Source organism: Bacillus sp. 5B6, from assembly GCF_000259405.1.
Taxonomy (GTDB): Bacteria; Bacillota; Bacilli; order Bacillales; family Bacillaceae; genus Bacillus; species Bacillus velezensis.
This window is the reverse complement of record NZ_AJST01000001.1, coordinates 2,970,190-2,983,534: the sequence shown is the minus strand read 5'-3', so window position 1 is coordinate 2,983,534 and position 13,345 is coordinate 2,970,190. Positions and strand designations below refer to the sequence as shown.

At 48.4% G+C, this 13,345-nt stretch carries 12 protein-coding genes; 4 read left to right on the top strand and 8 right to left on the bottom strand.

Annotated elements, in window-relative coordinates; genetic code table 11:
• Positions 1 to 16: 16 nt before the first annotated feature.
• A complete protein-coding gene (gene cysI, locus MY7_RS14185) occupies positions 17 to 1,732 on the top strand; it encodes an assimilatory sulfite reductase (NADPH) hemoprotein subunit (RefSeq protein ID WP_007613760.1) in 1,716 nt (571 codons plus the stop codon).
• Positions 1,733 to 2,029: 297 nt separating this feature from the next.
• Positions 2,030 to 4,045: a Na+/H+ antiporter gene (locus MY7_RS14175; protein WP_007613743.1), complete on the top strand. Its 2,016-nt coding sequence runs from the start codon at positions 2,030 to 2,032 to the stop codon at positions 4,043 to 4,045.
• A 36-nt stretch (positions 4,046 to 4,081) separates the two neighbouring features.
• Here the strand turns inward: MY7_RS14175 and MY7_RS14170 are convergent, their stop codons facing one another.
• On the bottom strand, positions 4,082 to 4,567 hold the full coding sequence (locus MY7_RS14170) for a hypothetical protein (RefSeq protein WP_007613741.1): 486 nt from the start codon (positions 4,565 to 4,567) through the stop codon (positions 4,082 to 4,084).
• A 221-nt stretch (positions 4,568 to 4,788) separates the two neighbouring features.
• Here MY7_RS14170 and MY7_RS14165 point away from each other — a divergent pair, with 221 nt between their 5' ends.
• On the top strand, positions 4,789 to 5,619 hold the full coding sequence (locus tag MY7_RS14165) for an aldo/keto reductase (protein ID WP_007410023.1): 831 nt from the start codon (positions 4,789 to 4,791) through the stop codon (positions 5,617 to 5,619).
• Positions 5,620 to 5,650: 31 nt separating this feature from the next.
• Here the strand turns inward: MY7_RS14165 and MY7_RS14160 are convergent, their stop codons facing one another.
• The 7 genes from MY7_RS14160 to modA form a co-directional block, all read right to left on the bottom strand.
• Complete coding sequence (locus tag MY7_RS14160) at positions 5,651 to 6,796, bottom strand: ABC transporter permease (RefSeq protein WP_007613738.1); 1,146 nt, start codon at positions 6,794 to 6,796, stop codon at positions 5,651 to 5,653.
• 1 nt (position 6,797) lies between these two features.
• Positions 6,798 to 7,892 carry an ABC transporter permease gene (locus tag MY7_RS14155; protein WP_007613737.1) on the bottom strand — a complete coding sequence of 365 codons (1,095 nt, stop codon included), beginning with the start codon at positions 7,890 to 7,892 and terminating at the stop codon, positions 6,798 to 6,800.
• 23 nt (positions 7,893 to 7,915) lie between these two features.
• Complete coding sequence (locus MY7_RS14150; RefSeq protein WP_007613736.1) at positions 7,916 to 8,851, bottom strand: ABC transporter ATP-binding protein; 936 nt, start codon at positions 8,849 to 8,851, stop codon at positions 7,916 to 7,918.
• A gap of 119 nt (positions 8,852 to 8,970) precedes the next feature.
• Positions 8,971 to 10,074: a sensor histidine kinase gene (locus tag MY7_RS14145; protein ID WP_029325840.1), complete on the bottom strand. Its 1,104-nt coding sequence runs from the start codon at positions 10,072 to 10,074 to the stop codon at positions 8,971 to 8,973.
• Between the two features lie 5 nt (positions 10,075 to 10,079).
• Positions 10,080 to 10,727 (bottom strand): response regulator transcription factor, encoded by a 648-nt coding sequence (locus MY7_RS14140; protein WP_007613734.1) that lies wholly within the window; start codon positions 10,725 to 10,727, stop codon positions 10,080 to 10,082.
• A 94-nt stretch (positions 10,728 to 10,821) separates the two neighbouring features.
• Complete coding sequence (modB, locus tag MY7_RS14135) at positions 10,822 to 11,505, bottom strand: molybdate ABC transporter permease subunit (protein WP_007613732.1); 684 nt, start codon at positions 11,503 to 11,505, stop codon at positions 10,822 to 10,824.
• Positions 11,486 to 12,283: a molybdate ABC transporter substrate-binding protein gene (gene modA, locus MY7_RS14130; RefSeq protein ID WP_029325841.1), complete on the bottom strand. Its 798-nt coding sequence runs from the start codon at positions 12,281 to 12,283 to the stop codon at positions 11,486 to 11,488. The genes modB and modA overlap by 20 nt, the downstream gene beginning before the upstream one ends.
• A gap of 117 nt (positions 12,284 to 12,400) precedes the next feature.
• Here modA and MY7_RS14125 point away from each other — a divergent pair, with 117 nt between their 5' ends.
• A complete protein-coding gene (locus MY7_RS14125; protein ID WP_007613728.1) occupies positions 12,401 to 13,327 on the top strand; it encodes a substrate-binding domain-containing protein in 927 nt (308 codons plus the stop codon).
• Positions 13,328 to 13,345 lie beyond the last annotated feature (18 nt).

Below are 13,345 nucleotides of genomic sequence, written 5' to 3'. Positions count from 1 at the left end.
AAGGAGCTTATTCAGCATGGTGAACAACATTTTAAAAGCGCCGGAAGGCCCTCCAAGTGATGTTGAGGAAATTAAAGAAAAAAGTGATTATTTGCGCGGCACATTGAAAGAAGTCATGCTCGACCGGATTTCAGCCGGCATCCCGGACGATGACAACCGGCTGATGAAGCATCACGGCAGCTACTTGCAGGATGACCGCGATCTCCGTAATGAACGTCAAAAACAAAAGCTTGAACCGGCTTATCAGTTCATGCTGCGCGTTCGGATGCCAGGCGGCGTGTCAACTCCGGAACAATGGCTTGTCATGGATGAACTGGCGCAAAAATACGGAAACAATACATTAAAGCTGACAACGCGTGAAACGTTCCAAATGCACGGAATTTTAAAATGGAACATGAAAAAAACGATTCAGAAAATCAATGCGGCGCTGCTTGATACCATTGCGGCCTGCGGAGATGTCAACCGAAACGTCATGTGCGCTTCAAATCCGTATCAGTCTGAAATCCATGCGGAAGTGTACGAATGGTCGAAAAAACTGAGCGATGACCTTCTTCCGCGCACGAGAGCCTATCATGAAATCTGGCTTGATGAGGAACGTGTGGCGGGCACTCCTGACACGGAAACGGAACCGATGTACGGGCCGCTGTACCTGCCGCGGAAATTCAAAATCGGAATCGCCGTGCCTCCGTCCAATGATATCGATGTCTTTTCTCAAGATCTCGGCTTCATTGCCATCGTGGAGGAAGGCCGTCTTATCGGATTCAACGTTGCAATCGGCGGCGGTATGGGAATGACGCACGGCGATACGGCCACTTATCCGCAGCTTTCAAAAGTCATCGGCTTCTGCAAACCGGAGCAGCTGTATGATGTAGCGGAAAAAACCATTACGATTCAGCGCGATTACGGAAACCGTTCCGTCAGAAAGAACGCCAGATTCAAGTACACTGTTGACCGTCTCGGGCTGGAAAACGTAAAAGCCGAGCTGGAAAACCGCCTCGGCTGGCAGCTGGATGAAGCGAAACCTTATCATTTTGACCATAACGGCGACCGTTACGGATGGGTGAAGGGCGTAAAAGGGAAATGGCACTTTACGATGTTTATCGAAGGCGGCCGCGTCACGGACTATGAGAATTATAAGCTGATGACGGGATTACGTGAAATCGCCAAAGTCCATACGGGAGATTTCCGTCTCACTTCTAATCAAAACCTGATTATCGGCAATGTATCGAGCCAGAAAAAGAAACAAATCAGCGCATTAATCGAACAATACGGTCTGACAGACGGCCGGCAGCATTCCGCCCTCCGCCGCAGTTCAATGGCTTGCGTCGCACTTCCGACATGCGGGCTCGCCATGGCCGAAGCCGAGCGGTATCTGCCGAAATTGATTGATAAGATTGAAGACATTGTTGACGAAAACGGGCTGCGGGATGAAGAAATTACCATCCGTATGACCGGGTGCCCGAATGGCTGCGCCCGCCATGCGCTCGGCGAAATCGGATTTATCGGAAAGGCGCCCGGAAAATATAATATGTATTTAGGAGCGGCGTTTGACGGCAGCCGTTTGAGCAAAATGTACCGGGAAAATATCGGTGAAGAGGAAATTCTGAGTGAGCTTCGCACCATTCTCCCGCGCTACGCGAAAGAGCGTGAGGAAGGCGAACACTTCGGCGATTTCGTCATCCGCGCGGGTATCATTAAAGCGACGACAGACGGCACGAATTTTCACGAATAAGATGAGCACTTAAAACAAACGCTGCACCGCGTCATGAAACAGATGACGCAGCTTGCGAAAAAGCCTGTTTTCAGAGAAAACAGGCTTTTTCTTTTTCCGGAAAAAATGTAGCTGAAGGCAAAAAAAGTTCGCCGTGAGCACGTTATGAGAAATTTTAAATAAAAACGGGTAAAATAAAAGAAGAATGGTTGCGTGCGGAAAATATATTGAATCTGCCCGATCATCGGCTCCGGCCTTTGGCAAAGGCAGAGAACAGGCAATAATGGATATGATGCAGCAGATGAAGGAGGTCATGCTTTGGACATATTTTTAGTCGTACTCGTACTTTTAACCATCATCGCGATCTCAAATATCGTAAATCGGTTTGTCCCCTTTATCCCGGTGCCTCTGATTCAGGTGGCGCTCGGTATCATTGCGGCGTCATTTCCGCAGGGGCTTCATTTTGAACTGAATACCGAATTGTTTTTTGTTTTGTTTATCGCTCCGCTGCTTTTTAACGATGGAAAACGGACGCCGCGTGCGGAACTTTGGAATTTAAGAGCGCCGATTTTGCTGCTTGCGCTCGGGCTCGTGTTTGCCACGGTGATTGTCGGCGGTTACACGATTCATTGGATGATTCCGAGCATTCCGCTGGCTGCTGCGTTCGGGCTGGCAGCGATACTGTCACCGACTGACGTTGTCGCAGTCAGCGCGCTGTCAGGGCGAGTGAAGATGCCAAAAGGCATTCTGCGTCTCCTTGAAGGAGAAGGTCTGATGAATGACGCATCCGGCCTGGTCGCTTTTAAATTTGCGATTGCGGCTGCCGTGACGGGCGCATTTTCGCTGGCGCAGGCCGCCTTCAGTTTCGTTCTGATTTCAGCCGGCGGTTTACTCAGCGGTGTCGTCATTTCTTTTTTGATTATCCGTTTCCGGCTGTTTTTGCGCCGCCTCGGCATGCAGGATGTCACGATGCATATGCTGATTCAAATTCTGACGCCGTTCGTCATCTATCTCGCGGCTGAAGAAATCGGCGTTTCCGGCATTTTAGCTGTTGTGGCCGGCGGCATCACGCATGCGGTGGAGCAGGACCGTCTTGAATCAACGATGGTCAAACTGCAAATCGTCTCTTCAAGTACGTGGAATATTATTTTGTTCATTCTGAACGGTCTTGTTTTCGTTATTTTAGGTGCGCAAATACCGGATGTGGTTTCTGTCATCTTTAATGATACCGCATTTAACAATATGATGGTCATCGGGTACATTATCGTCATTACGCTGACGTTAATGATTCTCAGGTTTTTGTGGGTGCTGTTTTTTTGGAACGGCAAGTGGTTTTTTAACAAGGATCAGAGCATTTATAAACCCGGCCTGCGCTCGACCCTGCTGATTTCGGTTTCAGGCGTCAGGGGAGCGGTCACGCTTGCGGGTTCCTTTTCCATTCCTTACGTGCTCTCTGACGGCTCACCGTTTCCTGAACGGAATTTGATTCTCTTTTTAGCCGCGGGTGTTATTATGTGCACATTGGTACTGGCGACAATCGTACTGCCGATTTTGACAGATAAGCCGGAAGACAATGTGAAAGAGAAGAAAGTCAAATTGCTGACAGCGAGACGGAAGCTGATAAAGGCTGCCTTAACCGCCATTAAAGAAAATATGAATGAGACAAACAAAACGGCTTCTTTTGCGGTCATTGCCGAATACAATGAGAAAATGAAAAATCTCAGGTTTCAGCAGTTCACCGTCAAAAACCGCACAAAAAAAGATGAGCGGAAAGTCCGCGCCCAAGGGATACAGGCTGAACAGGAAGAATTGCTGCGGCTGATTGAGCGGGGTGACATACCGGAAGAAACGGCTGACAGCCTTCAGGAACGGTTTGATGAACTGGAAGTGCTGTATACGAATCCGTTTAAAGTCGGCTTATCTAAGAAAAAGCTGAAACGCCTGATGTACTGGATCTTTTTCGGTGAACAAAAAAAGCCGGAAATGTCGATTTTAAATGAAGAAGGCCTCATCCGCACCACAAGGGTTAAAACGGCAAAAGCGGCCATTGAAAGCCTGAAAAAACACATGACTGAAGAAAATAAAGATGTGACGCTTGCCGTCATTTCCTTTTACAATCACTTGATTTTCAGGCTGGGGCACTCGTATCACGAACAGAGTCCGAGCCGCCGTTTTGAAAATCAAAAACTCGAAATCAAACTGCGGGCCGTGCAGGCCATCCGCAACGAAATCCAAACATTATTCGAAGAGCGGGAAATTTCCCGCGATATGTCACATGAGCTTCGCCAATACATCAATGATGTGGAAGCGGCCATGCTTGACGGAGGTGAATAAAAAAAGTCCGGCATCTGTTCGCCGGACTTTTTTTGATTACGGACGATGGAATTCGACGTGATCGCCGTCGCGGTCAAACCAGCCTCTGAAGGCCCAGTTGATCCAGCCGCCATCACCTTTGTTGGTGAAGCTTCCGTCTTCAAACACCCAAATGCCGTACGTGATGCCGTCATAAACGGCGGAACCGTAAAACTGAACGCCGTTAAAATGATCTTCATATTCCTGGCTTAAATTAAACACCATGACGTTATATTTTTGTCCGGAAGCGTAGAATGAAGATTCCATTAAGTTTTTGACGAAGCCGTCACGGTTTTGCGCCGACTTAATCGCGTCAGCAATCGAATTGCCGATGCCGAGCAGGTCAACGTCAATGTTTAATCCGACATCTTTTGCTGAGACATCTGATGATTGCTGTGCCATGTTTTGAGGGACCGGGGTTTCTTTTGCGGATACAAAGGACAGAGGAGTCAGAGACAAAGCGGCGCCAAGGGCAACGGACATCGGGATACGCATACGTTTCATATGATTTCCTCCTTCAATTGTGTGGTGGCTACAGTAGCGATTTACCCGGATAGTTACCCGGTTAACCTGAATTTTTGAAAAATAGGAAAATAATAACGTCAGTGGTGCTTGGGCACTAAAGATGGTTTTTGTGATAACGATGAGCGTATAATTGGTTTCTTACAGCGGAAATGTGAGATAATAATAACCGTTTACATAATGACTAGAAAGGATGGTTCAACGTGGCAAAAAGCTTAAAAGATACTGTAAAGCTTCATAATGGCGTTGAAATGCCGTGGTTCGGCCTTGGCGTGTTCAAGGTGGAAAACGGAAGCGTAGCGGCGGACTCCGTCGAAGCGGCAATCAGAAACGGCTACCGCAGCATTGATACGGCGGCTATTTATAAAAATGAAGAGGGTGTCGGCGAAGGCATCAGAGCTGCGGGCGTTGCCAGAGAAGAGCTGTTCATCACGTCAAAAGTGTGGAATGAAGATCAAGGATACGAAACGACACTTGACGCGTTTGAGAAAAGCCTTGAGCGCCTCGGCCTCGATTACCTCGACCTTTACCTGATTCACTGGCCGGGCAAGGATAAATATAAAGACACATGGCGCGCTCTTGAAAAGCTGTACAAAGACGGCAAAATCCGCGCCATCGGCGTCAGCAACTTCCAAGTGCATCATTTAGAAGAGCTGCTGAAAGATGCTGAAATCAAGCCGATGGTCAACCAGATTGAATTCCACCCGCGCCTGACTCAAAAAGAAGTAAGAGATTTCTGCAAAGCGCAGGGCATTCAAGTGGAAGCTTGGTCTCCATTGATGCAGGGGCAGCTCCTCGATAACGAAGTGCTGTCTCAAATTGCGGAAAAACATAACAAATCGGTTGCTCAAGTGATTTTGCGCTGGGATCTTCAGAACGAAGTCGTTACCATTCCGAAATCGATTAAAGAGCACCGCATCATAGAAAATGCCGATATTTTTGATTTCGAACTGTCACAGGAAGAAATGGAAAAGATCAGCGCATTGAACAAAGACGAGCGTGTCGGCCCGAATCCGGACGAGCTTCTGTTCTAAGAAAAACAGCCCTTTACGGGGCTGTTTTTCTTTACATAAATGTCTGTGTCTGACGTTTTACGCTGAACCTGTATGCGGCTATTAATAACAGGGCGGCGGCGAAGGCTCCCAAAATGATGATGTTCAGCATCAGACTTTGGAGCGTGCGGCCGTGCTGCAATTGATCGACCGTATCGAGCACCCAGCGCTGAGGCAGAAATTCGGCGATTGTCTGCACCGTTTTCGGCATAATATTGCCCGGAAAGAAGCAGCCGGCCAGCAAGCATGTCGGCACGACGATCAAATTCAAAAGCGCCGATGCCGAAGCGCTGCTGTTGGAAAAACCGACGGTAATAAAGGCGATCCCGATCGCGCTTAATGCAAACAGCACCATCAGGACGAACAGCTGCCACAGTGGGAATGAGGGATGAATATGAAAAGCGGCGCCCATAAAGAGAACGGCGAGTAGAATTTGGACGGCCATGATAATGATATTCACCGCCGCGTTTGCCAGTACATACTGCTTTGATGTGATCGGCGTTGACAGAAGCCTGTAGTACGTCCTGTTTTCCCGCTCTTTAATCATCAGTTCCGTCAGATTGCCGGCGGAATAGAGCATAATGATAATGAGATACCCGATGACTGAGTAAGTCATTTCTTTATGGTTCGATGTATCTTGTAAAACAGCGGATTCCGTTTGAATCGGAGAATGCTTGAAATCGGCGTACATCGCCTGAAAGGCCTTTGCGTCTCCGCCGGAAGATTTGCCGATTGAGGCGGCGCTGTTCATATAATTGTACAAATAAGAGCTGACATATCCGGTGACCTGGGCGCCTTTCAGCGAGGTCATGCCGATGTGAGCCGGTTTCCCGTCTTTTACGCTTTGGGAGAAGCCTTTTTCAAACGTAATGAGCGCCTCCATTTTTCCTGAAGCGATCTTGGATGTGGCGGACGCAGCCGTTTCCTCCGAAATCTTCACATGATCCAGTCCTTTTAAAAACGTGACCGTATCCTGTGCCACTTCTCCGCCGTCTTGATTGAGAATGCCGATATTGAGCGTTTCGGCTCCGCCGTTGGCATTGGTCATGAAGGAGAGGAAGACGCCGATCAGCGGAGCCCCGATATAAAGAATGAGCTGTTTTTTGCTTTTTGTAATCCCTTTGAGAGTGTGCGCAAACAGCCACCAGAAGTTTTTCATATTACAGTCCCTCCCGTCTTTGAAACGTAAATGCGGCGATCAGCAAAAAGAGTGCCGCCAATGCTGTATTTAAACCGAGTGCAGGCCATGCCGCTGATACATCATTTGCGTAAATGATGTTGTTAATCGCCTTATTGATCCAGGATAAGGGCGACAGGGCGGAAATTCCTCCGCCTTCATATTTGTAATAGGCGCCGCCGATAATGGACATCACCTGAACGATGATGACGGTGATTAATCTGGCGCTTTCGGGTTTTCTGGTCAAATAGCTCAGGCTGAGCCCGAAGCTGACGGCCAAAAGAATTTCAGAAACGAGAATCAAAAGCACAAGGCCCATGTGGCTGCCCCAATTCGCTTTTAAGATAAATTTGCTGAAGGCAACAACGGCAAGAATCGTCAGAACATTCACAGCCAAAATGCCGAGCATCTTTCCGAGAAAGATATCGCTTTTCCGGAGCGGGGCGGCGATCAGGCGATCTGCGGTGTGCCGTATTCTTTCCCCGCGGAATAAGCTGCTTGCAAAAATCGAGGCGTACAGCCCGATCATCGTCGTCATGGATATCGCGTAAAAATCTTTCGCTTTCGGTTCTTTCGCTTTGTGTAAAGACGTCTGCTTCATATAATCGCTTTTGATTTGTCCGGCGGAAGGCGCCTTATGCGCCTTGTAAGCGGCGGCGCCTGCTTTATATTGATTGGTAAAAGCGGTCAGCATACCTTGGACGATCGTGCCGTTTATGCCGCTCCGGTCATTTGTATAGACTTGAAAGCCGGTGTTTTTTACAGTGACGAAAGCATCCGCCTGATTTTCTCGAACCTCGTTTTTGCCTTTTGCCTCCGTGTCCGCTTTTTGAAAATAGACATGCTCTTTTTTGGCGGCTTTCATAAACTCAGTAAAATCATGAGAAAGAGGGCCGTTTGACTGGTCCGTATATACGACCTTGATGTTCCCGACCGTCACCTCTGAATCAAAGGCGTTTGATAATGCCGCAGTAAAAATCAGCATGAAGACGATCGGAAAAGCAAGCATGAAAATAAAAGTCCGTCTGTCGCGGAAGCTGATTTTGATTTCTTTCATGGCGATGTGCAGAATATTCATTTGCAATCCTCCTTTCAGTGAGGTCAGTCGCGCAGGCTTCTGCCTGTCAGCGTGAGAAATACCGTTTCTAAGTCAGGGGCCTGTTCCTGCAAGGAGCGGATTTCAATTCCTTTGTCCATGAAGTACCGGATCAGGCGGTTTAAATTGTTGACCCCTGTGTCAGAGCTGATTTTCACGCTGTTTTCTTCCAGTGCGGCGGCTCTGACGCCGGGCAGCTCCTGAATATCGCCGAGGCTGATGCCGTTTCCGGATGACAGCTCAATCACGACGTCCTTCGTGTCGGTAATGATGGAGGTCAGCTGTTCTTTTGTGCCTTCTGCGATGACTTTTCCGTGGTCGATGATGGCGATGCGCGTGCATATTTCTTCCACTTCCTCCATGTAGTGGCTCGTGTAGATGATCGTGCAGCCCATTTCATTCAGCTTTTTCACTGACTGCAGAATATAATTTCTTGATTGCGGGTCAATACCGACCGTCGGTTCATCCATGATGATCAATTTCGGCCGGTGGGCAAGGGCGCAGGCGATATTGAGCCGGCGTTTCATTCCGCCGGAAAAATGCTTCGGCAAATATTTGTGTTTATCGCTCAAGCCGACGAATGTCAGGGCTTCCTCGACCCGTTCTTTCAGAGCCGCCCCTCTCAGGCCGTACAGCCCGGCGAAGAACTTCACATTTTCATAGGCGTTTAATTCTTCGTAAATCGCGAGGTCCTGAGGGACGATGCCGATATTCATTTTCGTTGCTTTGCTATATTTGAAAATATCTTTTCCGAGAAACAGAATGTCTCCGCCTGAAGGTTTTAAAAGACCTGAGATCATATTGATCGTCGTGCTTTTTCCGGCTCCGTTTGCGCCGAGAAACCCGAAAATCTCACCTTCTTTTACGGCAAGCGACATTTGGTCAACGGCGGTATAATCACCGAATTTCTTACTCAGCTGTTTGAGCTCCAAAATGTTCATGTTTCCACCTCTATGTCTTGTGATGTTCTTATTATAAAAAAAAGAATGAACGGCCGTTAGTGCAGCTGTTCATTCCTTTGACATGAGAATCTTCATATTTTTCACATGAAAACATTCACTTATTCAACCGGAAGCAATGTCGTGACGGAAAAACCGGCCGTGCCGTCAAAAATAACGGTTCCGTGCAGGACGGCCGCCCGTTCTTCCATACCGAGCATGCCGAGGCCTTTTTTAAAGCGGACGGCGCCGTTTCCGTTATCTTTCACTTCCGCTTTCACGGCTTTGTTCAGCACATGGATATCAATGAAAATCTGCGTGGCATCGGCGTATTTCATTGCATTGGTCAAGGCTTCGGTTACGTTTTCCTGAATGACTCTCCAATGCATTTGCGTCAGCCTGTCCAAATCGCCTCGATGCGTAAACGGAACCGGCATCCCGTTTTTGGCCGAAAATTCATCAATAAACGTTCTTAATCTGTGAATGCCCATTTGTTCAGCGGGCGGTTTCATATTTTTCAGCGTAATGCGGATATCCTCTATGCCCTCTTTGGAAATGGTAATGGCGTTTTGGAGCAGTTCAGCCGCTTTGTCCGGATGGGAGCCGAGCATCCGTTTCGCCGCTTCCATCTGAATGAGCGCGCCTGTCATGGAATGACCGATTTTGTCATGGATGGCTTGGGACAATCTGTTTCTTTCTTCGAGTTTGCCGGTATACTCCGATTGTTTGATATATTCTGTGCTGCTGTGCAGCTGTTTCGTCAGTTTTTCAATGCTTGAGCGCATGCTGTCTGACTGCTCTTCATATTTTTTCAGCCGATCGCTGGACCGGGCGGCCAAAACGAAAATCGCCAGACAGAACAAAGTTATGACGGTATAGGCGGGAAGGTCGCCGTACGGGATAAATAAAAACGGCAAAAACACGAGCAGGCAGAACACATAGCGGTGAACCGGATATTCGGCAAGAACGGCAAAAATGGCGGGCGGTAAAAGAAACAGAAACGCCGGATGGCCTAAGGCGGAAAGCCAGGCGGTCAATGCCAGCGCCAGCAGGGTGATCCCGCGCCTCCAAGCGGGCGGCCTGATCATGCAGACCGCAATGCCCAAAGACAGATAAAGCAGCAGAAACAAGACGGCGTACGGCGTGTAAGGGCGGTCTGCCGATACGAACAAAAAAGCCGTATAAAAAATGGCGATCAGTCTGCTCATCAGCATCCAAAAATCCATACCGTTCAACGCCCGTTATCCACCTTCCCGGTGATATAATAAATCGCGATCTGCGTTCTGTGCTCAAGCCCCGTTTTCCCTAAAATAGAGGAAATATAATTAGCCGTCGTCCCTTCAGAAATGAAAAGCTGTTTTGAAATTTCCCTGTTCGAGAATCCTTTCGCAATAAGCGACATGATGCTGAGCTCTCTTTCAGTAAACTGGCTTTCATCAATCTGATGCGCGGCTTCCGCCGGCCGGGAAAGGCTGTCTTTTATTTTATCCAGTACGGTGTCCTGAAGAATGCTGTGCCCGTTGAAGACGCTTTTGATCGCATCGCGGATCCGTTCCGGTTCGGTATTTTTTAATAAATATCCTTTCGCGCCGTTTTTAATCGCTTCTAAAATATACTCATCGTCGTCAAATGTCGTCAGGATCATCGGCTTCGTATCCGTTTCCTCCGCGATCCGTTTTGCGGCTTCGACACCGTTCATCACCGGCATGCGGACGTCCAACAAGGCGATATCGACGGGATTGTGTTTACAATACTCTGCCGCCTCTAGTCCGTTTTCCAACGTTGCCGATACAGTAAATTCCTCATATGTATGCAAAATGATTTTCATTCCTTCTCTGATGAAAGAATTATCATCCGCGATAATGACATTAATCTTCATGGCCGCACCCTTTGTGTGTTTTTTGTTTCATTATATACCATCCGATTTTAAATCAAAAAGCCTCCCGGCGAAAGGTGCGCGGAAAGCGGAGCGGTCAAGCGGGTTTTTTCAATTGGATGAAAAACAGCATCAGAAAAGAAATGATCACAATACAGATCACCCACACCCAGGCGAGTGTTTCATTGCCGGAGTCCATCGCGACGTAAATCGCTGTCGGCAGCGTTTGGGTGACGCCGGGAATATTTCCCGCAAACATTAAAGTCGCCCCGAATTCACCTAGCGCCCTTGCAATACTGAGAATGCTTCCGGTCAAGAGGGAGGGAAAGGCAAGCGGGACGGAAATGCGGGTGAACACCTGCCACCTGCCGGCTCCGTCTACTTTCGCCGCTCCCTCGATGTCGGCATCAACCGCCGCGAAGCCCGTTTTAGCGGACTGATACATAAGCGGGAAGGCGACAATGGCCGAAGCGATCACCGCAGCCGACCACGTGAAAATGACAGGCTGGTGAAAAATCCGCTCAATCGCCCGGCCGATAAAGCTGTGTTTTCCGAAAATGATAATGAGAATGAACCCGACAACGGTAGGCGGAAGAACGAGCGGGAGCATAAACAGCGTCTCCACAGCCGTTTTCCCGGGAAATCGCGCTTTCGCCATCCAGGCGCCGGCAAGCGTCCCGAGAATGATGACGGCGAAGCCCGACGCCAAAGCCACCTGAAACGACAGTACGACGGGAGTGAAAAACTCCGAAGCCGTAATGTTACTTGGCAGTAAATCCATATTTCTTAAACACTTTCATCGCTTCATCCGACTGCAGATACTGATAAAACGCTTCTGCTTCTTTACGGTGCTTTGTATCCTTGACGATGCCGAGCGGGTACACGATCGGATCGTGCGTTTTCGCCGGCGCTTCATCGGTGATTTTCACCTTTTTCGAAATCAGCGCGTCTGTTTTATAGACAAGCCCGGCATCGACATTTCCGGTTTCAACATAAGAAAGCACCTGGCGAACGTCTTTTGCATAGACGACTTTATCTTTTACCTTGTCCCACAGGGATAATGCCGTCAATGATTGTTTGGCGTATTGTCCGGCCGGAACGGATTCAGGTGTGCCGAGCGCGATTTTTTCCGAGCTGTCTTTTTTCAGGTCATTCAGATGTGTCAGGTGTGCGCTGTTTTTCTCAGGCACGATCATGACGAGATCATTTTTCAAAAGATCCGTGCTGTCCTTTTTATCGATATCTCCGTCATGAACGAGCTTTTCGAATTTATCTTCGGCTGCCGAGAAGAATAAATCAGCTCCCGCGCCTTGTGAAATTTGTTTTTGCAATGTGCCTGATGATCCGAAGTTGTCTTGAATGGTTACGTTTGAATGTGATTTTTCGTAGTTGGTCTGGATTTCTTCAAGTGCATCCTGAGCGCTTGCTGCCGCAGAAACGGTCAGCGTGACTTTTTCGTTTTGTCCGCCTTTGGACGATTGTCCGGATGAGCAGCCCGCAGTTGCGAGGAAAACGGCCATAGCCGCAGTTGTGAGTAGTGTCGCTTTCTTTTTCAACATTGTGCACCCCTTATAGCTAAATATCATTAGATCAAACTAATTATAACGCAATTGTACGTGATGGTGCGGTTTTTTTTCAATATCTGAACAGTTATAATAAAAACGGAGCGTGATAATATGACAGAAGCCACTTCCTATACAATAGAAGAAGTTGCGGGCCTTTTGAAGGTCTCCAAACTGACAGTATATGATTTGATAAAAAAAGGACTCATTCCGGCGTACAGGGTCGGAAGACAGATGAGGGTCGATGAAGAGGACTTAAAACAATATAAAGCCAACATGAGAATGTCAAAAAAGCCATCCGCAGCAGAACCGCCTGACCCGTCCCGCGGGCGGGAGCCGGAAAAAAGGCAGTCCGTTATCATCAGCGGGCAGGATGTGTCGATGGACCTCCTCAGCAAACAGCTGGAACAAACAATACAGGCGGCTCCGCTCCGCAAGTACAGCGGCAGTTTGAACAGCCTGATCGAGATGTACCGCGGAGCTTGTGACATCGTCAGTCTGCATTTGTACGATGGGGAGACGGGGCAGTATAACATCCCGTATGTGAAGCGCATTCTTTCAGGGGAGCCGTTTGCGCTTTTTCATGTCGTGCTTCGTCAGGCCGGATTATATGTGAAAAAGGGCAATCCGCTGAACATTCAGGGCTTTCAGGATTTGAGCCGAAAGGATGTCCGTATCGTCAATCGCGAAAAAGGATCAGGCGCGAGGGTCCTGCTGGATGAACAGCTCAGATCATTCGGCATTACGCCGTCTGATGTCGCCGGCTACCATGACATTGTCACGGATCATCTGTCAGCGGCTTCACAAGTATCAAGCGGAAAGGCGGATATCGGAGTCGGGTCGCAGCATGCGGCGCATATGGCGGGCACGGACTTTATCCCGGTGATCAGTGAGCAGTACGATGTGGTCGTCTTAAAACAAAACCGGGAGCTTGTTCAAAGCGTGCAGGACATCCTCAATTCTGAGGAATTCAAGTCTCAGCTTTCTCAATTATCCGGATATGATACGAAAATGACCGGACGGCTCATATATGAAACATGAAAAATCCCTCCATATAAC